This is a genomic window from Pseudomonas sp. B19125 (genome assembly GCF_044218855.1).
Classification (GTDB): Bacteria; Pseudomonadota; Gammaproteobacteria; order Pseudomonadales; family Pseudomonadaceae; genus Aquipseudomonas; species Aquipseudomonas edaphica.
The window spans coordinates 736,754-757,063 of the sequence record NZ_CP162589.1 but is presented as its reverse complement, the minus strand read 5'-3'; the positions used below and the strand labels follow the sequence as shown (position 1 = coordinate 757,063).

At 59.4% G+C, this 20,310-nt stretch carries 19 protein-coding genes; 7 read left to right on the top strand and 12 right to left on the bottom strand.

Annotated elements, in window-relative coordinates; genetic code table 11:
* Nucleotides 1-20 precede the first annotated feature (20 nt).
* A complete protein-coding gene (locus tag AB4P96_RS03330; RefSeq protein ID WP_395600500.1) occupies nucleotides 21-800 on the bottom strand; it encodes a gamma-glutamyl-gamma-aminobutyrate hydrolase family protein in 780 nt (259 codons plus the stop codon).
* 278 nt (nucleotides 801-1,078) lie between these two features.
* On the opposite strand from AB4P96_RS03330, the gene AB4P96_RS03325 reads away from it, so the two are divergent.
* Both AB4P96_RS03325 and AB4P96_RS03320 read left to right on the top strand, forming a co-directional pair.
* Nucleotides 1,079-2,455: a glutamine synthetase family protein gene (locus AB4P96_RS03325; RefSeq protein WP_003213894.1), complete on the top strand. Its 1,377-nt coding sequence runs from the start codon at nucleotides 1,079-1,081 to the stop codon at nucleotides 2,453-2,455.
* Between the two features lie 219 nt (nucleotides 2,456-2,674).
* A complete protein-coding gene (locus tag AB4P96_RS03320; protein WP_017139536.1) occupies nucleotides 2,675-3,304 on the top strand; it encodes a TetR/AcrR family transcriptional regulator in 630 nt (209 codons plus the stop codon).
* Between the two features lie 122 nt (nucleotides 3,305-3,426).
* Here the strand turns inward: AB4P96_RS03320 and AB4P96_RS03315 are convergent, their stop codons facing one another.
* The 8 genes from AB4P96_RS03315 to AB4P96_RS03280 form a co-directional block, all read right to left on the bottom strand.
* Nucleotides 3,427-3,642 (bottom strand): molybdopterin-binding protein, encoded by a 216-nt coding sequence (locus tag AB4P96_RS03315; RefSeq protein ID WP_003213899.1) that lies wholly within the window; start codon nucleotides 3,640-3,642, stop codon nucleotides 3,427-3,429.
* Between the two features lie 19 nt (nucleotides 3,643-3,661).
* Nucleotides 3,662-4,468 carry an aliphatic sulfonates ABC transporter ATP-binding protein gene (gene ssuB / locus AB4P96_RS03310; RefSeq protein WP_017139537.1) on the bottom strand — a complete coding sequence of 269 codons (807 nt, stop codon included), beginning with the start codon at nucleotides 4,466-4,468 and terminating at the stop codon, nucleotides 3,662-3,664.
* Nucleotides 4,465-5,253 carry an aliphatic sulfonate ABC transporter permease SsuC gene (gene ssuC / locus AB4P96_RS03305; RefSeq protein ID WP_017139538.1) on the bottom strand — a complete coding sequence of 263 codons (789 nt, stop codon included), beginning with the start codon at nucleotides 5,251-5,253 and terminating at the stop codon, nucleotides 4,465-4,467. Before ssuC ends, ssuB begins: the two co-directional genes overlap by 4 nt.
* Before the next feature lie 9 nt (nucleotides 5,254-5,262).
* Nucleotides 5,263-6,411: an FMNH2-dependent alkanesulfonate monooxygenase gene (gene ssuD, locus AB4P96_RS03300; RefSeq protein WP_017139539.1), complete on the bottom strand. Its 1,149-nt coding sequence runs from the start codon at nucleotides 6,409-6,411 to the stop codon at nucleotides 5,263-5,265.
* Nucleotides 6,412-6,436: 25 nt separating this feature from the next.
* Entirely contained in the window at nucleotides 6,437-7,405 is a 969-nt protein-coding gene (locus tag AB4P96_RS03295) for a sulfonate ABC transporter substrate-binding protein (RefSeq protein WP_138454184.1), read from the bottom strand.
* Nucleotides 7,406-7,499: 94 nt separating this feature from the next.
* Complete coding sequence (ssuE, locus tag AB4P96_RS03290) at nucleotides 7,500-8,093, bottom strand: NADPH-dependent FMN reductase (RefSeq protein ID WP_056860738.1); 594 nt, start codon at nucleotides 8,091-8,093, stop codon at nucleotides 7,500-7,502.
* 316 nt (nucleotides 8,094-8,409) lie between these two features.
* Nucleotides 8,410-9,048 (bottom strand): peroxiredoxin, encoded by a 639-nt coding sequence (locus AB4P96_RS03285; RefSeq protein WP_017139542.1) that lies wholly within the window; start codon nucleotides 9,046-9,048, stop codon nucleotides 8,410-8,412.
* A 292-nt stretch (nucleotides 9,049-9,340) separates the two neighbouring features.
* Nucleotides 9,341-10,696 carry an OprD family porin gene (locus AB4P96_RS03280; protein WP_017139543.1) on the bottom strand — a complete coding sequence of 452 codons (1,356 nt, stop codon included), beginning with the start codon at nucleotides 10,694-10,696 and terminating at the stop codon, nucleotides 9,341-9,343.
* Nucleotides 10,697-11,066: 370 nt separating this feature from the next.
* On the opposite strand from AB4P96_RS03280, the gene tauA reads away from it, so the two are divergent.
* A complete protein-coding gene (gene tauA / locus AB4P96_RS03275; RefSeq protein WP_169987991.1) occupies nucleotides 11,067-12,053 on the top strand; it encodes a taurine ABC transporter substrate-binding protein in 987 nt (328 codons plus the stop codon).
* Between the two features lie 119 nt (nucleotides 12,054-12,172).
* Here tauA and argA read toward each other — a convergent pair whose 3' ends face one another.
* Both argA and argE read right to left on the bottom strand, forming a co-directional pair.
* On the bottom strand, nucleotides 12,173-13,471 hold the full coding sequence (gene argA, locus AB4P96_RS03270) for an amino-acid N-acetyltransferase (RefSeq protein ID WP_395600499.1): 1,299 nt from the start codon (nucleotides 13,469-13,471) through the stop codon (nucleotides 12,173-12,175).
* A gap of 135 nt (nucleotides 13,472-13,606) precedes the next feature.
* Nucleotides 13,607-14,755, bottom strand: coding sequence for an acetylornithine deacetylase (gene argE / locus AB4P96_RS03265; protein WP_065931829.1), 1,149 nt, complete (start codon nucleotides 14,753-14,755; stop codon nucleotides 13,607-13,609).
* Nucleotides 14,756-14,913: 158 nt separating this feature from the next.
* On the opposite strand from argE, the gene AB4P96_RS03260 reads away from it, so the two are divergent.
* Nucleotides 14,914-16,281 (top strand): inorganic triphosphatase, encoded by a 1,368-nt coding sequence (locus AB4P96_RS03260; protein ID WP_138453563.1) that lies wholly within the window; start codon nucleotides 14,914-14,916, stop codon nucleotides 16,279-16,281.
* 310 nt (nucleotides 16,282-16,591) lie between these two features.
* Here the strand turns inward: AB4P96_RS03260 and AB4P96_RS03255 are convergent, their stop codons facing one another.
* Nucleotides 16,592-17,062 carry an Lrp/AsnC family transcriptional regulator gene (locus AB4P96_RS03255; protein ID WP_003195279.1) on the bottom strand — a complete coding sequence of 157 codons (471 nt, stop codon included), beginning with the start codon at nucleotides 17,060-17,062 and terminating at the stop codon, nucleotides 16,592-16,594.
* Nucleotides 17,063-17,189: 127 nt separating this feature from the next.
* On the opposite strand from AB4P96_RS03255, the gene AB4P96_RS03250 reads away from it, so the two are divergent.
* The 3 genes from AB4P96_RS03250 (at nucleotide 17,190) to AB4P96_RS03240 (ending at nucleotide 20,303) form a co-directional block, all read left to right on the top strand.
* Nucleotides 17,190-17,528, top strand: a complete 339-nt coding sequence (locus AB4P96_RS03250) for a hypothetical protein (RefSeq protein ID WP_017135282.1) — start codon at nucleotides 17,190-17,192, stop codon at nucleotides 17,526-17,528.
* An 82-nt stretch (nucleotides 17,529-17,610) separates the two neighbouring features.
* Entirely contained in the window at nucleotides 17,611-19,305 is a 1,695-nt protein-coding gene (locus AB4P96_RS03245; protein ID WP_395600498.1) for a GspE/PulE family protein, read from the top strand.
* A gap of 77 nt (nucleotides 19,306-19,382) precedes the next feature.
* Nucleotides 19,383-20,303, top strand: coding sequence for an SPFH domain-containing protein (locus AB4P96_RS03240; RefSeq protein ID WP_017135280.1), 921 nt, complete (start codon nucleotides 19,383-19,385; stop codon nucleotides 20,301-20,303).
* Nucleotides 20,304-20,310: the final 7 nt, after the last annotated feature.

Sequence of the window (20,310 nt, the reverse complement as noted above, 5' to 3'; positions counted from 1 at the left end):
TTCCTGACATCCATTAAAGGTCAGGCGTTGGTTGACGCAGCATCCGCGTCGCGTTGCATCGCCCGCTTTCGACAAGCCGAGCCAAAGGCCTGGAAGATCGCGAGGTAGTGCGGGTTAGAGCTTACCTGCCATTCGGGGTGCCATTGCACTCCTAAAGCAAAAGCCTTGCCCGACGTGTAAGAAAAAGCTTCGATCAACCCATCGGGTGCGGTCGCTTCGACCTGCATACCCGGCGCCAGGCGATCAACGCCCTGGCTATGAATCGAGTTGACCTGGATCGTCGGCGGCAAACCCAGGCCTGCCAATACCCCATTGGGGGTAATCGCCACGGCGTGCGCCGGGCCGTACTGGACTTCCAGCGGCTGGGTCTCATCTTCGCGGTGATCCATCATGCCCGGTACTTCATGAACCTTCTGGTGCAGGCTGCCGCCGAACGCCACGTTCATTTCCTGAAAGCCACGGCAGATGCCCAGCACCGGCACGCCGGCCGCAATCGCGGCGCGCAGCAACGGCAGGGTGGTCTGGTCGCGTGCAGAATCATGAGCAGTCCCGGGCGCGCTGGCCGGACCATCGTAGTAAAAGGGTTCGATATTGGACGGGGAGCCGGTAAAGAGAATGCCATCCAGGCCGTCAAGAATATTGGCCGGGTCGAGCAGATCACCCAAGGATGGAATGATCAATGGCAAGCCCTTGGCAGCGACTGCGACTGCACGGACGTATTTGTCGCCACTGATGTGATAAGCATGCAAACCGACCTGTTTGGAGCAGGCGGTGACGCCGATTAACGGCAGGCGAGACATGAAGCACCCCGGTATTATTGCTGTTATGGGTTTGAATCGAGCTTAGCCTTGTTCATTTTTTTACACAACACCCCCGTAAAAAATACAACACGGCCCGCTTTAGCCTGCTAGTCCCAAGCCCTTCAAACCCAAAAAACCGCCCCAAAAAGCCCCAAAAAAGGCCTCAAGGCGCTTTTTTAGGGCAAAAAAGGCCTCGCTTGACTTCGGCATGCCGTTCGGGTTGACTGAAACCAGAAAAGATCAATGATTGATATTTTTAACAACAAAGGTGTTGCATCATGTCGGTACCCCCGCGTGCCGTTCAGCTTAACGAAGCGAACGCGTTCCTTAAGGATCATCCTGAGGTTCTGTACGTAGACCTTCTAATTGCGGATATGAATGGTGTGGTGCGCGGTAAGCGCATCGAACGCACCAGCCTCCACAAGGTTTACGAGAAGGGCATTAACCTGCCTGCCTCTTTATTTGCCCTGGATATCAACGGCTCGACGGTGGAAAGCACCGGCCTGGGTCTGGACATCGGTGATGCTGACCGAATCTGTTATCCAATCCCCGACACCCTGTGCAATGAACCCTGGCAAAAGCGCCCAACCGCGCAACTGCTGATGACCATGCACGAACTTGAAGGTGAACCTTTCTTCGCCGATCCTCGCGAAGTGCTCCGCCAAGTTGTAAGCAAATTTGACGACCTCGGTCTGACCATCTGCGCCGCCTTCGAGCTTGAGTTCTACCTGATCGACCAGGAGAACGTGAACGGCCGCCCACAACCGCCCCGCTCGCCGATCTCCGGCAAACGCCCGCACTCGACACAGGTGTACCTGATCGACGACCTCGACGAATACGTCGACTGCCTCCAGGACATTCTGGAAGGTGCCAAAGAGCAAGGCATCCCGGCTGACGCCATCGTCAAGGAAAGTGCCCCGGCGCAGTTCGAAGTGAACCTGCACCACGTCGCCGACCCGATCAAGGCCTGCGACTACGCGGTACTGCTCAAGCGCCTGATCAAGAACATCGCCTACGACCATGAGATGGACACCACCTTCATGGCCAAGCCTTACCCAGGCCAGGCAGGCAACGGTTTGCACGTACACATCTCCATTTTGGACAAGGACGGCAAGAATATTTTTGCCAGCGAGGATCCCGAGCAGAACGCCGCATTGCGTCACGCGATCGGCGGTGTGCTCGAGACCCTGCCCGCCCAAATGGCGTTCCTGTGCCCCAACGTCAACTCCTACCGTCGTTTCGGCGCACAGTTCTACGTGCCGAACTCGCCGTGCTGGGGCCTGGATAACCGCACTGTGGCCATTCGCGTACCCACCGGCTCGTCCGATGCCGTGCGTATCGAACACCGCGTGGCCGGTGCCGACGCCAACCCGTACCTGCTGATGGCTTCGGTCCTGGCGGGCGTGCACCACGGTCTTACCAACAAGATCGAGCCTGGCGCTCCAGTGGAAGGCAACAGCTACGAGCAGAACGAACAGAGCCTGCCGAACAACCTGCGCGATGCATTGCGTGAGTTGGACGACAGCGAGGTGATGGCCAAGTACATCGATCCTAAATACATCGATATCTTCGTCGCCTGTAAGGAAAGTGAGCTGGAAGAGTTTGAACACTCCATCTCCGACCTTGAGTACAACTGGTATCTGCATACGGTGTAAGCCGTTGCTGCTTTAAAAAATGCCGCAGGCTTTATGGCCTGCGGCATTTTTTTGAGTTTATTCCGGTAGACCGCGTTGTATTCATCGCAGGCAAGCCAGCTCCCACACTTGAATGCGTTCACAGATCAAAGTGTGGGAGCTGGCTTGCCTGCGATGAGGCCCTGGCAGACAACACACCCTCCTGCTCATACAATGCGCTCTGCCTTGTAGGAGACTTCCATGCCCACCCGCCCCGCCGCCACTCGCAAACCCCGCGCCCGCAGCCAGGCCCGGATCGATGCGATCCTCGACGCCGCCCGCACCTTGCTGGCGAGCGAAGGCGTGGCGAGCTTGTCGATCTACAGCGTGGCCGAACGGGCGCAGATCCCACCGTCGTCGGTGTATCACTTTTTCGCCAGCGTGCCGGCGCTGCTGGAGGCATTGACCGCCGATGTCCATGCCGCTTTCCGCGCGGCGATCCAGGCCCCCATCGAGCATGATTCACTCAAGGTGTGGCGCGACCTGTCCTCTATCGTCGAGCAACGCATGCTCAGCATCTACAGCAACGACGCGGCTGCACGCCAGTTGATCCTGGCGCAACACGGGCTTGCCGAAGTGACCCAGGCGGACCGTCAGCATGATTTGGAGCTGGGGGATTTAATGCTTGAGGTATTCAACCGCCACTTCGAAGTGCCGACCTTGCCCACCGACGTGGACGTGTTCGCGTTGGCGCTGGAGTTGAGCGACCGCGTGTACGCGCGCTCGGTGCATCAGCATGGGCAGATTACGCCGCGCATGGCCGAAGAAGGGATGCGGGTGTTTGATGCGTATGTGGGGCTTTATTTGCCGGCGTATTTGCCCAAGCGCTGATCGTTCCCACGCTCTGCGTGGGAATGCCGCCTGGGACGCTCCGCGTCCCGCCTGCATTGCGGTGACGCAGAGCGTCACGGGATGCATTACCACGCGGAGCGTGGGAACGATCAGTGGAGTGATCACAACTTGGCGATCGACACCTCGGTGGACTTCACAAAGGCAATCACTTCGCTGCCAATCACCAGTTCCAGCTCTTTGACCGAGCGAGTCGTGATCACCGAAGTCACGATGCCGGACGCGGTCTGCACGTCGATTTCCGACAGCACGTCGCCTTCGACGATTTCCTTGATGGTGCCTTTGAACTGGTTACGTACGTTGATGGCTTTGATAGTCATGATGGTTTTCCTCTATGAGTTATTGAGCCCAACGCAATTGCGTAGGCAGCGGTGAAACAGGTTCAGGTTCCGGCGGTGAGCCTGGCAGCGACAGCACCCGGTTAAGCACTTCAGCTTCCAGCGCGGCCAGGCGATGTGAGCCACGGGCACGCGGGCGTGGCAGGTCGACGATCAGGTCGAGGCCGATTTCGCCGTCTTCAATCAGAATCACGCGGTCAGCAATCGCCACGGCTTCGCTGACATCATGGGTGACCAGCAACACGGTGAAGCCGTGCTTCTGCCAAAGATTTTCGATCAGTTGCTGCATCTCGATGCGGGTCAGGGCGTCCAGCGCCCCCAACGGCTCATCGAGCAGCAACAGGCGCGGCTGGTGAATCAACGCGCGAGCCAAAGCCACGCGTTGCTTCTGGCCACCGGACAAGGCCGCCGGCCACTCATTGGCGCGCTCGGCCAAACCCACTGCCTCCAACGCTTCCAATGCCTTGGGACGCCAGTTGCCTTTAAGGCCCAGGCCCACGTTGTCGATGATTTTTTTCCACGGCAGCAAACGCGCTTCCTGGAACATCAACCGCGTGTCTTCAATCGCCTCGCTCAACGGCGCGGAGCCGGCCAGCAGCTCGCCGCCACTGGCTTTATCCAGGCCTGCGAGCAGACGCAGCAAGGTACTTTTGCCGCAGCCGCTGCGGCCGACCACGGCCACGAACTGACCGGCCGGAATGTGCAGATCAATCTCTTTGAGTACTTCCCGCGCACCAAAGGCCTTGCGCAATTTGCGCACCGCCAGCGGGATGCCCTTGAGCAGGCGCGGAGGTTGTTGAGCGGTCATGCCGCACCTCCTTTATTCACTTGGTAAGCCGGATGCCAGCGCAGCCACACACGTTCCAGGCCACGCGCCGCGAGGTCGGCGAGCTTGCCGAGGATGGCGTAGAGCACAATCGCCAGTACCACCACGTCGGTTTGCAGGAATTCGCGGGCGTTCATCGCCAGGTAACCGATGCCGGAACTGGCCGAGATGGTTTCCGCCACGATCAGCGTCAGCCACATAAAGCCCAGGGCGAAGCGCACGCCCACCAGAATCGAAGGCAACGCGCCCGGCAGGATCACTTGCCAGAACAGGCTGAAACCGGACAAACCGTAGCTGCGCGACATCTCCACCAGCGCCGGGTCGACGTTGCGGATGCCGTGGTAGGTATTCAGGTAAATCGGGAACAGCGTGCCGAGGGCGACCAGGAAAATCTTCGCGGTCTCGTCAATGCCGAACCACAAAATCACCAGCGGAATCAGCGCCAGGTGCGGCACGTTGCGGATCATCTGCACCGAGCTGTCCAGCAGGCGCTCGCCCCACTTCGACAGGCCAGTGATAAAGCCCAGGGCCAAACCGATGCTGCCACCGATCACGAAGCCCAGGCCCGCACGCCAGCCGCTGATGGCCAGGTGCGTCCAGATTTCGCCGCTGCGTACCAGGTTGACCCCAGCTTCAATCACCGCACTGGGCGCCGGCAAAATGCGCGTCGACAACCAGCCCGCCGACACCGACAGCTGCCACACCGCCAGCAGTAAAATTGGCAGCACCCAGGGCGCAACACGATGACTTAATTTTTCAAAATCCATAATGGCGCCTCAGCTCTGCGACGCAGCTTTGGGAAGGATGTCGTTGGCGACCATTTCGCCGAACGGGCTGACGTAACCGGCGCTTTTTGGCAGCTCGGGACGCTCGATATCCAGGTGCGGGAACAACAGCTCGGCAACCCGATACGACTCTTCCAGGTGTGGGTAACCGGAGAAGATAAAAGTGTCGATGCCCAGCGCCGCGTATTCCTTGACCCGCGCCGCAACGGTTGGGCCATCACCCACCAGTGCAGTGCCCGCACCGCCACGCACCAGGCCGACACCGGCCCACAGGTTGGGGCTGACTTCGAGGTTGTCGCGGTTACCGCCGTGCAAGGCGGCCATGCGCTGCTGACCAACGGAATCGAAACGCGCCAGGGACGCCTGGGCGCGGGCGATGGTTTCGTCATCCAGATGGGAAATCAGTTTGTCGGCGGCTTTCCACGCTTCATCGTTGGTTTCGCGCACGATGACATGCAGGCGAATACCGAAGCGCACGGTGCGTCCAAGTTTTGCTGCCTTGGCCCGCACCTGCTCGATCTTTTCCGCGACGGCGGCCGGTGGTTCGCCCCAGGTCAACACCATTTCCACCTGTTCGGCTGCCAGGTCCTGGGCGGCTTCAGACGAGCCACCGAAGTACAGCGGCGGACGTGGCTGCTGGATCGGCGGGTAAAGCAATTTGGCGCCTTTGACACTGATGTGTTCGCCGTCGTAATCCACGGTTTCGCCTTCCAGCACACGGCGCCAGATGCGGGTGAATTCCACCGAGGCCTGGTAGCGCTCTTCGTGGCTGAGGAACAAGCCATCGCCAGCCAGCTCTTCCGGATCACCGCCGGTGACCAGGTTGAACAAAGCCCGCCCGCCGGACAAACGGTCCAGGGTCGCGGCCTGACGCGCCGCCACCGTCGGGGAGATGATGCCGGGGCGCAGCGCGACAAGGAATTTCAGTCGCTGGGTTACCGGGATCAGCGAGGCGGCGACCAGCCACGAGTCTTCACAGGAGCGGCCGGTAGGAATCAGCACCCCGCCGAACCCCAGGCGGTCAGCCGCCTGGGCCACTTGCTGCAGATAACCGTGATCGACGGCGCGGGCGCCTTCGGCGGTGCCAAGGTAATGGCCGTCGCCGTGGGTAGGCAGGAACCAGAAAATATTGAGGCTCATGGAGTTGTCTCCTGAAGAAGTCGGATTACGGCGCTGTGGCGACGGCGGCGGATGGAGTCCAGATCACGTCCTTGATGCTCAAGGGTTTGGGGATCAATTTGAGCTGGTAGAAGGTGTCGGCGATTTTCTGCTGGGCGGCGACCACTTCCGGGGTCAGGAACAGCGCGCCGTAGCCTTGGCGCTTGACCGAGGTCAGGGTGATGTCCGCCGGCAAGCCGAGCAGTGGCGCGACTTGTTCGGTTACTTCCTGAGGGTTGGCCTTGGACCATTCGCCCACTGCGCGCACTTCTTCCACCAGCGCCTTGATCACGTCCGGGTGCTGCGTGGCGTAGGGCTTGGTGGCCAGGTAGAACTGGTGGTTGTCGGCAATGCCGGTGCCGTCACGCAGGGTGCGCGCTTGCAGTTGTTTCTCGGCGGCTGCCTGGTACGGGTCCCAGATCACCCAGGCATCGACGCTGCCACGCTCGAACGCGGCGCGGGCATCGGCGGGTGGCAGGAAGATGGTGTGCACGTCGGTGTATTTGAGGCCGGCATCTTCCAGGGCACGTACCAACAGGTAATGCACGTTGGAGCCTTTGTTGAGCACGATTTTCTTGCCTTTGAGCTCGGCCACCGATTTGATCGTCGAATCCTTGGGCACCAGGATCGCTTCACTGGTCGGCGCGGGTGGCTCATAGGCGACGTAGAGCAAATCTGCACCCGCCGCCTGGGCGAACACGGGCGGCGTTTCGCCGGTGACACCAAAGTCGATCGCACCGACGTTCAGGCCTTCGAGCAACTGCGGGCCACCGGGGAATTCGGTCCATTGCACTTGCACGCCCTGGGCGGCCAGGCGTTTTTCCAGCGAGCCCTTGGCTTTGAGCAGCACCAGCGTGCCGTACTTCTGATAACCGATCCGCAACGTCTCGGCGGCCTGGGCTTGAACAATGGCGCCGAAGGACACAGCCGCAGCAAACAGTGCGACCAGACCACGACGCAAGATGACAGTGCGCATGGCGCTCTCTCCAAATAATGCGATGAGGGGGTTGGCTGCACCTGCTTGGCCGTTGGCGGCTGAGTAAGGTGAGTACTACAAAATCCGGTACGGCTTAAATGCTCCAGCGAGCACTCAACAAACGTTCATTCAACACATTGGGGTCCAGCGGTTTGGGGCGACGGGCCATGGCGCCATACAGCGTCTCGAGGGCCTCGTGCAGTCGCTGCTCAAGCACCGGCACCAGTTGCGCCTGGGCACTGCCTTCGGCGTAAGCGATCTGGCTGTCTTCGGCAAAGATGCCGTGGAGCAGTTCCTGGGCCTTGAGGGCCGAGAGCACCGGCTTCAAGGCGTAGTCCACCGCCAGCATGTGGGCGATGCTGCCGCCGGTGGCCATTGGCAACACGATCTTGTGGGCCAGGGCGCGCTCGGGCAGCAGGTCGAGTACGGTTTTCAGCGCGCCGGAAAACGAGGCCTTGTACACCGGCGTGGCGATGACCAGGCCGTCGGCATTGGCGATTTGCTGCAACAGATCGATGACTTTGGGGCTGTCGAAGCGGGCGTGCAGCAAGTCTTCGGCGGGGAAGTCCCGTATCTGATAACTCACCACTTCCACGCCTTTGTCTTGCAGCCACTGACGGGTTTTTTCCAGCAAGACCCCGGAGCGCGAACGCTGGCTGGGGCTGCCTCCAAGTGTTACGACCAGCATGCAGGTATTCCTTGGGCAAGTGTCGGCGGTTCGCTGGGTGGCGATGTCGCCAAGATGGAACAGACCCTATCAGCATATTTATATATCTTTAAATCTTATTTTTTCATTTGTTTATTCTATAAATGCATATGCCGTCGATTAATCTCAAGGCGAAAAAAAAGGCCGTCGAAACGGCCTGAAAACCCCTGCTATGTGAGACTGGAAATACCGACAAATGTGGGAGCGGGCTTGCTCGCGAATGCTGACTTTCAGTTGATGCATCTTTGAATGACACACCGCTTTCGCGAGCAAGCCCGCTCCCACATTTAGTTCTGCGTTAACGGTTAGGCTGTGGGGTTAGCCGCAAGTACGGCTTCACCGCACGGTAGCCCTTCGGAAAGCGCTGCTTGATCTCTTCCTCGTCCTTGAGCGACGGCACAATCACCACTTCATCGCCGTCCTGCCAGTTGGCGGGCGTGGCGACCTTGTGGTTGTCGGTCAGCTGCAACGAGTCGATGACCCGCAGGATTTCGTGGAAGTTACGACCGGTGCTGGCCGGGTAAGTGATGGTCAGGCGGATCTTCTTGTTCGGGTCGATCACGAACAAGGAACGCACGGTGAGCGTGTCACTGGCATTCGGGTGGATCAGGTCGTAGAGGTCCGACACCTTGCGATCGGCATCGGCCAGGATCGGGAAGTTGACGACGGTGTTCTGGGTTTCGTTGATGTCTTCGATCCACTTGTGGTGCGAGTCCACCGGGTCGACCGACAGGGCAATGGCCTTGACGCCACGCTGCGCGAATTCGTCCTTGAGCTTGGCGGTAAAGCCCAGCTCCGTGGTGCACACCGGAGTGAAGTCCGCGGGATGGGAAAACAACACGCCCCAGCTATCGCCCAGCCATTCGTGGAAACGAATCTTGCCGGCGCTGGAATCCTGTTCAAAGTCGGGGGCGATGTCGCCCAGTCTTAGGCTCATGGTGTGGCTCCTGGTGAGTGCTTATGGAGCCCACTGTGCATGGGTTAGGAATTATTTAAAAAGAATAAATATCGATTTATCTAGACGATAAAGGAATATTAAAAATCTGTTCATTGGACTTGGGAACGGGCGAGGATCAACATCCATCACAAGGTTCGAGAAGGCCTTGAGACGCTGTACAAAGAGGGGTTTCAGGAAGGGCTTGCGGGGGTTGAGCCCGACTTGAAAAGCAAGACACCTTGCCCGGCGTTGCGCCGGGCAAGGTTTACAGTCTTACAACAGCTTCACACTACTAGAACAGTGGCAGCGAGTAGCTGACGATCAGACGGTTTTCGTCCTGGGAACGGGTGTTCGCCAGGTCGGTACGCCACATCGCGTTTTTCCAGGCCACGCCGAGGTTTTTCAGCGGGCCTTCTGGAATCACGTAGGCAACGGTGATGTCGCGTTCCCACTCGGACTGGCCAGTGGTTTCAGTACGTGCGTTAGTGTTCGCGATGGTGTCGATGTTGCTACCTTTGAGGTACACAACGCCAGCCGTCAGGCCAGGTACGCCAACCTTGGCGAAGTCATAAGCGTAACGAGCTTGCCAGGTACGCTCGCCAGCACGGGCGAACTTCTGGATCTGCATGTCGGTAGTGATGTAAGCCGACGAGCCGTCACCTTGGTTCAGCCAAGGGAAGTCGCTGCTGCCATTGCTGACTTGGTAACCGCCACCAAAGGTGTGGCCGGCCACGGAGTACAGGAAAAGTCCGCTGTACAGGTTGTTGTCGACTTTACCCTTACCGGCACGGAAACCGTTGTAGTTACCGCTGGTGTAGTAGGCAGCCGTATTACCGTTCAGGCCGTCGTCAGAACTGTTGAAATAACGCAGGTCAGACTTCAATACGCCCGGGCCGATCGACCAGTTATGGGTCAGACCCAGGAAGTGCTGCTTGTAGAAGTCTTCCAGGTTGCCGTAGTAGTACTGTGCGGTCAGATCTTTGGTGAGCTTGTAGTCACCACCGGCATAGTAGAACTTGTTGACGAACTTGCCTGCGGTGTAGTTCGAGCCACCGTTGGCACCACCCAGCGACAAACCTTCGTTGTTGCTGGAGTTACGGCCTTTGGCATGCTCAATCTGACCGGCAACCAGGGTCAAATCCTTGATGTCGTTGGTAGTGATCTGGCCACCCTGGAAGGTCTGCGGCAGCATACGACCATCGTTGGTCACGATAACTGGCAGCTTAGGCTGCAACGTACCCAGTTTCAGTTCGGTTTGGGAGATCTTCACCTTACCGGTCACACCGAGGCTGGCGAAATCGTTGACCGCGCGATTGCCGTCGCTTGGGAACACAGTACCGCCGGACGAAGTACCGGTGATGTTACCGCTGGTGCCGCGGCCAGAATCGAGGCGCACGCCGTACAGGCCGATTGCGTCAACGCCGAACTGAACCGTGCCTTGGGTATAGCCCGAAATGAACCGCAGATCGAAGCCTTGGCCCCACTCTTCGTTCCTGGACGGGTCTGCAGCACCATCACGGTTATCCGTGTTGATGTAGAAGTTACGCAGGCCCAGTGTGGCCTTACTGTCTTCGATGAAACCGGCAGCGCCTGCTTGCTGAGCGATTGCGCCCAGGGTCACAGCCAACGCCAAGGTGGACTTCTTCATGTACCGCTCCTCTCATTTCTAATTTTTGTATTTCTTTGGTCTCGGGTCTGACGCCCTCGATCCACAGATGCGCGATTAGCGCCAGATAGTGACTACCAAGTCAATCGTAACCTTGTGTGTCTACTACCTTCGTCTAACCGCAGTTGATTTGGTCCCTGCAGGGTAATGAGTTTTTCATACACCCAAAAAGAATTGTTTCATTCTTTTTCATACGATTCAGGAATAAGCCTCAGCAGGCAGTGAGTCGATCAGCATAGATCAACCGCTCCATAAGCTAATTCCTAAAGGGTATTTACCAGCCTTTTTTTAGATCGATTAGTGTGATCGTACTGTTGCATACGTCACCCACGATCAAAAAGGCGACGCCATCATGGCCAAACGCACATCCTCCCGTCAATTTGTTACAGTTTTTGTGTCACTAATACTTTCTTTTGGTGTCAAAGCCGCCGATTTGACCATCGGCTATCAAACCGGCATCGACCCCAGCAAAGTCCCCCAGGCTGACGGCCTCTATGAAAAGGCCATCGGCGAGAACATCGCCTGGCGCCGTTTCAACAGCGGCCCTGAAGTGGTCACCGCGATTGCCTCCGGCGATGTGCAAATCGGCAATCTTGGTTCCAGCCCCCTTGCAGCAGCGGCGTCACGTAATCTACCGATCGTGGCGTTTATCGTATCGGCGCAGATCAACACTTCTGAAGCCCTGGTGGTACGCAACGGCAGTGGCATCGACAAACCCGCAGACCTGGTGGGTAAAACCATCGCCACCCCGTTCGTCTCGACCTCCCATTACAGCCTGCTCGGTGCGCTGAAGCACTGGGGCCTGGACACTCAAAAAGTCAAAGTGGTGAACCTGCAACCGGCAGAAATCGCCGCCGCGTGGAAACGTGGCGATATTGATGGCGCGTTCGTGTGGTCACCGGCGCTGGGGGAGATCCGCAAGACCGGAAAAACCCTGACCGACGCGGCCCAGGTAGGTCAGTGGGGCGCGCCGACGTTCGAGGTTTGGGTGGCACGAAAGGATTTCGCGCAAAAACATCCTGACGTAGTGGCCAAGTTTGCCAAGGTCACGCTGGATTCGTTTGCTGACTATGCGGCCCATAAAGACCGCTGGACCGTCGATTCCGAACCTGTGCAAAAAATCGCCAAATTGACAGGTGCGAATGCCGCCGATATTCCTGAACTGTTGGCCGGCACCACCTTCCCGGATGCCCAGGCACAGCAGACCGAGGCACTGCTTAAAGGCGGCACCGCGAAGGCGATTGGGGAGACGGCGAAGTTTTTGAAGGAACAGGGGAAGGTCGAAACGGTGCTGCCGGATTACTCGGCCTTTGTGACCGATAAATTCATCAAAGAATAAATGCAGTCCCCTGTGGGAGCTGGCTTGCCTGCGATGGCATCACCTCGGTTTACCTGACAGACCGAGGTGCCCGCATCGCAGGCAAGCCAGCTCCCACATAAGCCAGCCCTTGCTCTTAGCTAGAGGGCCTTTTCGAAAATCTTCGAGTTACGCTGGTAGTTGTAAAGCGACGCCCGTGCCGACGGCAGGCGGTCCACGCTGCTCGGCACAAACCCGCGCTCGCGGAACCAGTGGGCGGTGCGCGTGGTGAGGACAAACAAAGTCTTCAAACCCTGCGCCCGCGCGCGGGTCTCGATGCGCTCCAGCAATACATCACCGCGTGCGCCGTGACGGTACTCCGGGTTCACTGCCAGGCACGCCAGCTCACCGGCATCCGAATCGGCGATCTGATACAACGCCGCACAAGCGATGATCATGCCTTCGCGCTCGACCACGCTGAACTGCTCGATCTCACGCTCCAACACCTCACGCGAACGCCGCACCAGAATGCCCTGCTCTTCCAGCGGGCTGATCAGGTCGAGCAAGCCACCGACGTCTTCAATCGCCGCTTCACGCACCAGTTCGAATTGCTCCTGGGCCACCAACGTGCCGCCACCGTCGCGGGTGAACAGCTCGGTGAGCAACGCGCCGTCTTCGGCATAACTGACGATATGGCTGCGCCCTACTCCGCCACGGCAAGCCTCGGCGGCGGCATCCAGCAACTCAGCCTGATAGTTGTTACCCAGCCGCTGCAGGTGCGCCGGCACTTGTTGCGGGCGCAACTCACGCACCAGGCGACCATGCTCATCGAGCAAACCGAGGTCGGCACCAAACAGCAGCAGCTTGTCGGCGCCCAGGTCGATGGCGGCGCGGGTGGCGACGTCTTCGCAGGCCAGGTTGAAGATCTCGCCGGTGGGCGAATAACCCAATGGCGACAGCAGCACGATGGACCGCTCGTCCAGCAGGCGATTGATGCCTTTGCGGTCGACCCGGCGCACTTCGCCGGTGTGGTGGTAGTCCACGCCTTCGAGTACACCGATCGGGCGTGCTGTTACCAGATTGCCGCTGGCCACGCGCAAGCGCGAGCCCTGCATCGGCGACGAGGCCATGTCCATGGACAGCCGCGCCTCGATAGCAATGCGCAGATGCCCGACCGCGTCGATCACACATTCCAGGGTCGCCGCATCAGTGATGCGCAAACCTTCGTGGTAAGCCGGGTTGAGGCCGCGTGCTTCAAGGCGGGTTTCAATCTGCGGGCGCGAACCGTGCACCAGCACCAGCCGCACACCCAGGCTGTGGAGCAGCACCAGGTCGTGGACGATATTGCCGAAGTTAGGGTGATCCACGCCATCGCCGGGCAGCATGACCACAAAGGTGCAGTCGCGGTGGGCGTTGATGTAAGGCGAAGCGTGACGAAGCCAATTGACGTATTCGGGCATAAAACCTGGGCCTGTAATAAAAAGCAGCCAAAAAAGGATGAATCGTGAAAGCGCACAGCGGGCTGATGGTTATCGTCGGAACAGGCTTGGCGACACGCTCGCTCTCCTTCTATGTACGAATAGGCAGGGGTTAATTTATGCAGGTTTCAGGCAGTAATGCTCGATCAGTTCCCGCAATAGACGCACTGTAGGCGTCAAGCGTGACATTTCGAGGTACTCGCCCGGTTGGTGAGCACAGGCGATATCGCCAGGGCCGAGCACCAGGGTTTCACAACCAAGGCGCTGAAGATAAGGCGCTTCGGTGCCGAACGCTACTGCTTGCGCACGATGACCGGTCAATCGTTCCGCCACCCGCACCAGCTCGGCATCTTCGGCCTGCTCGAACGGCGGCACTTCGGGGAACAACGGTGCGTAGTCGATCTTGACTTTATGACGCTCCGCCAAGGGTTCGAGCTTCTGACGAATGGCGGCGCGCAGTACCTGCGGGTCCATGCCCGGCAACGGCCGCAGGTCGAATTCCAGCGAGCATTGGCCGCAGATGCGGTTGGGGTTGTCGCCACCGTGAATACAACCAAAGTTCATGGTCGGTTGCGGCACGCTGAATTGCGGGTTGCGGTACTCACGCTGCCAGGCCAGGCGCAGGCCACGCAGTTCGCCAATAGCGTCGTGCATGGCTTCAAGGGCGCTATGACCCAGGCTTGGGTCCGACGAATGGCCGCTTTGGCCCAGAATATCGATGCGCTCCATCATCACGCCTTTGTGCAGGCGGATCGGCTTGAGCCCCGTCGGCTCACCAATCACCGCCGCACGGCCCAACGGGCGCCCGGCCTCGGCCAGTGCACGAGCACCGGACATCGAGCTTTCTTCATCGCAGGTGGCGAGGATCAGCAAAGGTTGCTTGAACGGCTGATCCAGCAAGGGCAGCACGGCTTCGATGGCCAGGGCAAAAAAACCCTTCATGTCGCAGCTGCCCAAGCCTACCCAGCGGCCGTCGACTTCCGTCAGTTTAAGCGGATCGGTCTTCCACAGCGCGGCGTCATACGGCACGGTATCGCTATGCCCGGCCAGCACCAGCCCGCCGGGGCCACTGCCGAAACTGGCGAGCAAGTTGAACTTGCCGGGGCTGACTTGCTGGATATCGATGGCAAAACCCAGGTCGCCCAGCCAACTGGCGAGCAGGTCGATGACCGGGCGGTTGGTCTGGTCGAGAGACGCTTGGGTGCAACTGACCGACGGCGCGGCAATCAGCGCGGCGAATTGCTCTTTCATGGACGGTAACGGCATGCGCGGCCTCTCAACTTCCCGGATGAGCCCCACTATAGAACCATCTGCACGACACAATAAACCGTTGCGGCACGTTGCCGGGCTCAGTCCTGTACACTGCACGACCTTGGCAGCCACACATTTCCCCGGCTGCGCTCCCGATCCTGGATTTTCCGGCCATGCAGAAAGAAACCGAAATCAAGCTCCGCGTCAGCCGCGAAACCCTCGCCGCGCTACGTGAGCACCCGCTACTGAAAAAACGCAACAAAAGTGGCTGGGAACGCCGTGAGTTGATGAACCAGTACTTCGACACCCCTGAACGCGACCTGGCCCAGGCCAAAGTCGCCCTGCGCCTGCGCAAGGACGGTGACGACATCATCCAGACCCTCAAGACCCGCGGCCAAAGCGTCGCCGGCTTGTCGGAACGCAATGAATACAACTGGGACCTGCCCAAAGCCAAGCTCGATGTGAAGAAACTCGACGGCGAGTGCTGGCCCGAGCAATTGGCCGAGCTGGACAAAAAGACCCTCAAGCCAATCTTCACCACCGATTTCGTGCGTGAGCGCGCCGAAATCGCTTGGGGCCGTGGCAAGGCCAAGGTGGTGATCGAAGCCGCCCTGGACCTGGGCCATGTGGTGGTCGGCAAGCAGAAAGAAGAAATCTGCGAGCTGGAACTGGAACTGCGCGAAGGCGAACCGGCTGCCCTGCTGGAACTGGCCGCCGAACTGGCCGCGACCCTGGCGCTGATGCCGTGCGATATCAGCAAGGCCGAGCGCGGCTACCGCCTGTACGACGCCAGCAGCTACTCGCTGAGCCTGCCAGCCCCGCAGATCCACGCCGAAATGCCGTTGGACGACGCCTTCGCCGCAATCATGTGGCACCTGTTGGGCAGCAGCCAGCGTCTGGCTGAGCAATACCGTTTCAACGGTCATTGGCGTCTGCTGCAGGACTGGGTCGAAAACCTCGGTGAGCTGCGCGCCCTGATCGGCAGCCTCGGCCAGGCCGCGCCGCGTCAATCCACCAGCGAACTGCGCAGTGCGCTGGACGCGTTGCTGGAAGACTGGCGCCCACTGGTGCAGGCCGGTGACGACGATGAAGACATCCGCAAGGCCGCGCCGGAACAGTTTGCCGAAGAACTTGAAGACGTGCGTTGGGGCCTGTTCTCGCTGAACACCTCGCGCTGGCTGCTGGCCCGCGCCTGGACCACCGACCGCAATGTGCGTGGCAACCGCCAGGGCGCCGCGCAAATCACCAACTGGCTGCCACGCCTGCTGGCTGACGACGCCGTCGCCCTGCAACTGCCGCGCTACCAGCAGCAACCGGAAGACCTGGCCGAGCAACTGCCGCGCATCGAGCGCATCCAGGCCTGGCTGCACCACGCACGTAACGTGGTGGACATCCCGGAACTGGACCGTTTGTACGGCGAACTGAACAAGTTGGCGCTGCTGGCCAACCAGCCGATCACCGATGAATCGCTGGATGCGCGCATGCATCAGGCGATTGCGGTGTATCAGAACCGGGCCTGGAAGACCCTGCTGCGCCTGTAAGATCGCTATCGCGGGCAAGCCCGCTCCCACAGGGGAATGCATTCCAATGTGGGAGCCGGGCTTGCCCGCGATGAGCATAGGTATCTACACAACTTCTGAAGGCAGCCGATTTCTCCTGTGGCGAGCAGGCTTGTCCTGCGTTGGGCCGCGAAGCGGCCCCAGTAAAGGCACTGCAATTTTCCTGAAAGAATTCAGTGTCTGGGTTTGGGGCTGTTTCGCGGCCCAACGCAGGACAAGCCTGCTCGCCACAACAGCCCACTGGCCACTAACCGGTTGTGTAGATACCTATGCCGCGATGAGGCAGGCCTTATCAACGCAAGACTGGCAGGCTGGTGGTGGACTTGATCTCCGATAAAGCCACGATCGAGTTCACCTCCTGAATCCCCGGCACCATCGACAGCTTCTCGAAGAAAAACCGCTCATACGCCTCGATGTCCGAGGTGACGATGCGCAGCAGAAAATCCACCGCACCCATCAGCACATAACACTCCAGCACTTCCGGAAACCCGCGAATCGCTTCGGTGAACTCGGTGAAGTTGGAACGGCCGTGGGCGTTGAGTTTGACCTCGGCAAAAATCTGCGTGTTAAGGCCGATCTTCTTGCGGTCCAGCAATGTGACCTGGCCGCGAATCACCCCTTCCTCCTTGAGCCGCTGGATACGCCGCCAGCACGGCGACTGGGACAGGCCCACCTGTTCGGCGATCTGAGCACTGGACAGCGAAGCATCCTCTTGCAGCAGCGCCAGGATACGGCGGTCGTAGGCGTCCAACTCACTGTGCATAAAAATACCTTTGAATGTGCTTATCCTGAATTGTTCTATTCAATAAATCGCAGATAGGGCCCATCTTAGATAAGAAATCTCCGCCCGCGAATGTAAAAATTTCTCCAGTCGAATTTGGAGAGTCAGCATGCACGCCGTCGAAACCACCCACACTCCCGCACGCGTCGACGCCTGGGCTGTCAACAGCGCCCATTGCCAGGCGCATTATCAGATCGTCGCCGAGGCCGAGCCGGACGTGCTGTGCCGGGTGCTCAACTATTTCGCTTTGCAGTTCCTGACCCCGCAACAGGTCAATGTGAGCCGTGAAGACGACCTGTTGAACATTGATATCGTCATGGACGGTTTGAGCTGGCACCGCGCCCAGGTGATCGGTGAAAAGATTAGAAACCTGATCAGCGTCTGCTCGCTGGAAGTGTGGCGAGCTGACTCTCTGCGGCCTGCAGCGATGACGGCGGCCAGCCTGTAAAAGCCGGCAATACTCATGGGAAGGTGGATGTTCGGGGGCAGGCTAGCCTGGGTTTACACCCGACGCCTGCCAGGAAATGCCCATGCCTACCGCCTTGCACACTCACCGCCTGGAACTGCATCAGTTGCTGCCGACGCTGGTCGAGCAAGGGCTGATAACCGCAGAGGTGGCACATTCACTGGCGGCGGCGCCCGCTACCCAACAACACCCTCTGGCATGCATCGCAGCCCACGGGCTGTGCCTGGAAACCTTGACGCAATGGCTGGCCACGCAGGTCGGGCAGCCTTATCTGCGTATCGACCCGCTCAAGATAGACGTGGCAACGGTAGTGCCATTGATGTCCCACGCCTTTGCGCAGCGCCACGGGATCCTGGCGGTGGCCGTGGATGCGCAGACCGTCACCGTCGCCAGCGCCCAGCCCCATGTCCGCGACTGGGAAGCCGGGTTGGCACAGGTGCTCAAGCGCTCGATCAAGCGCGTGGTCGCCAACCCTAAGGCTATTGAGCGCTGCATCGGCGAGTTCTATCGCTTGGCCAAATCCGTCAGCGGCGCCGATCAAAAGGCGACGGTGGCCGGCAATGTCGAACTGCTCAGCCTCGGCGCCAGCGATCAGGAGCCGGATGCCAATGACGCGCATATCGTCACTATCGTCGACTGGCTGTTGCAGTACGCCTTTGGGCAGCGGGCCAGTGATATCCATGTCGAACCCTGTCGCGACCAAGGCCGCGTGCGTTTTCGCATCGACGGGCTGCTGCACGATGTGTATCAGTTTCCGCCTCAGGTCACGATGGCGGTGGTCAGCCGCCTCAAGAGCCTGGGTCGGATGAACGTCGCGGAAAAACGCAAACCCCAGGACGGCCGGGTCAAGACCAAAAGCCCGGCGGGCATAGAGGTGGAACTGCGCCTTTCGACTTTGCCAACAGCGTTTGGTGAAAAACTGGTGATGCGGATTTTCGACCCACAGGTGCTGCTGAAAGATTTTGACCAGCTTGGTTTGTCAGATGACGACCAACAACGCTGGCACGCCATGACCGGCCAGGCCAACGGCATCATCCTCGTCACCGGGCCAACCGGCTCCGGCAAGACCAGCACCCTCTACGCCACGCTCAAGCAACTGGCAACCCGCGAGGTCAACCTGTGCACGGTAGAGGACCCGATCGAAATGATTGAACCGGCCTTCAACCAGATGCAGGTGCAGCACAACATCGACCTGACCTTCGCCAGCGGCGTCCGCGCCCTGCTGCGCCAGGACCCGGACATCATCATGATCGGTGAGATCCGTGACCGGGAAACCGCAGAAATGGCGATTCAGGCCGCATTGACCGGGCATCTGGTGCTGTCGACGCTGCACACCAATGATGCGCCCAGCGCCATCAGCCGGTTGCAGGAGCTTGGCATTGCTCATTATTTGATCAAGGCTACCCTTATAGGGGTGATGGCGCAGCGTTTGGTGCGGCTTTTATGCCCTCACTGCAAACGCGCGGTGGGCGCGCCGGGCACCGCGCATGAAGCTGTCGGCTGTGCAGAATGCCGCGAAAGTGGTTATCGAGGCCGCGCCGGGCTCTACGAAATCATGCCGATGAGCGAGGCGCTCAAGGCGCTGATCACCCCAGGTGCCGACGTGCAGGCTCTACGCCGAGCCTCAGGGGAGCAAGGCATGCGCAGCCTGCGCATGGCTGGTATCGACAAAGTGAACGCCGGGCTGACCACTCTGGCAGAGGTATTACGGGTAACGCCTGGGGATTCAGAAACAAATGATTTGATTGTTGGCCCGTGAAACCGTCCTTATCCGTGACTGGGCCGTTACAATCGGCCACACGTCGCATCACTGACACCATCAGATAGGGAATCGCTATGCAGATCGGAACCGTACTGCTTCTTTTCGTGGGTTTGGCCGTTGCCATCCTGTTCATGGGCTTTAAAGTGGTGCCCCAGGGCTACCAGTGGACTGTCGAGCGTTTCGGCCGCTACACCAACACACTCAAGCCCGGCCTCAACATCATTATTCCGATCATGGACCGCATCGGTCGCAAGATAAACGTGATGGAAAGCGTGCTGGATATTCCACCGCAGGAAGTGATCACCGCCGACAACGCCACCGTGCAGATCGACGCCGTGTGCTTCTTCCAGGTGGTCAACACCGCCCAGGCCGCCTACGAGGTCAATAACCTCGAGCACGCCATCCGCAACCTGCTGCAAACCAACATCCGCACCGTGCTTGGCTCCATGGAGCTGGATGCCATGCTGAGCCAGCGTGACGGCATCAACGAAAAACTGCTGCGTACCGTGGATGAAGCCACGGCGCCGTGGGGCATCAAGATCACCCGCATCGAGATCAAGGACATCAGCCCGCCTGCCGACCTGATGGCCGCCATGTCCGGCCAGATGAAAGCCGAGCGGATCAAGCGTGCGCAGATCCTGGAAGCCGAAGGCCTGCGGGCATCGGCGATCCTGACGGCCGAAGGTAAAAAACAGGCGCAAATCCTTGAGGCCGAGGGCAGTCGCCAGGCGGCTTTCCTGGAGTCCGAAGCCCGTGAGCGTCAGGCCGAGGCCGAAGCCCGTGCCACACAAGTGGTCTCCGAGGCCATCGCGTCGGGCAACGTGCAGGCGGTTAACTACTTCGTCGCGCAAAAATACATCGATGCCTTGGGCAAACTGGCGTCGGCCAACAACAGCAAAGTCATCCTGATGCCGCTGGAAGCCAGCCAGGTAATTGGCGCCGTCGGTGGCATCGGCGAAATCGTCAAGGCAACCTTCGACAACAAGAAAGGCTGAGGCAACT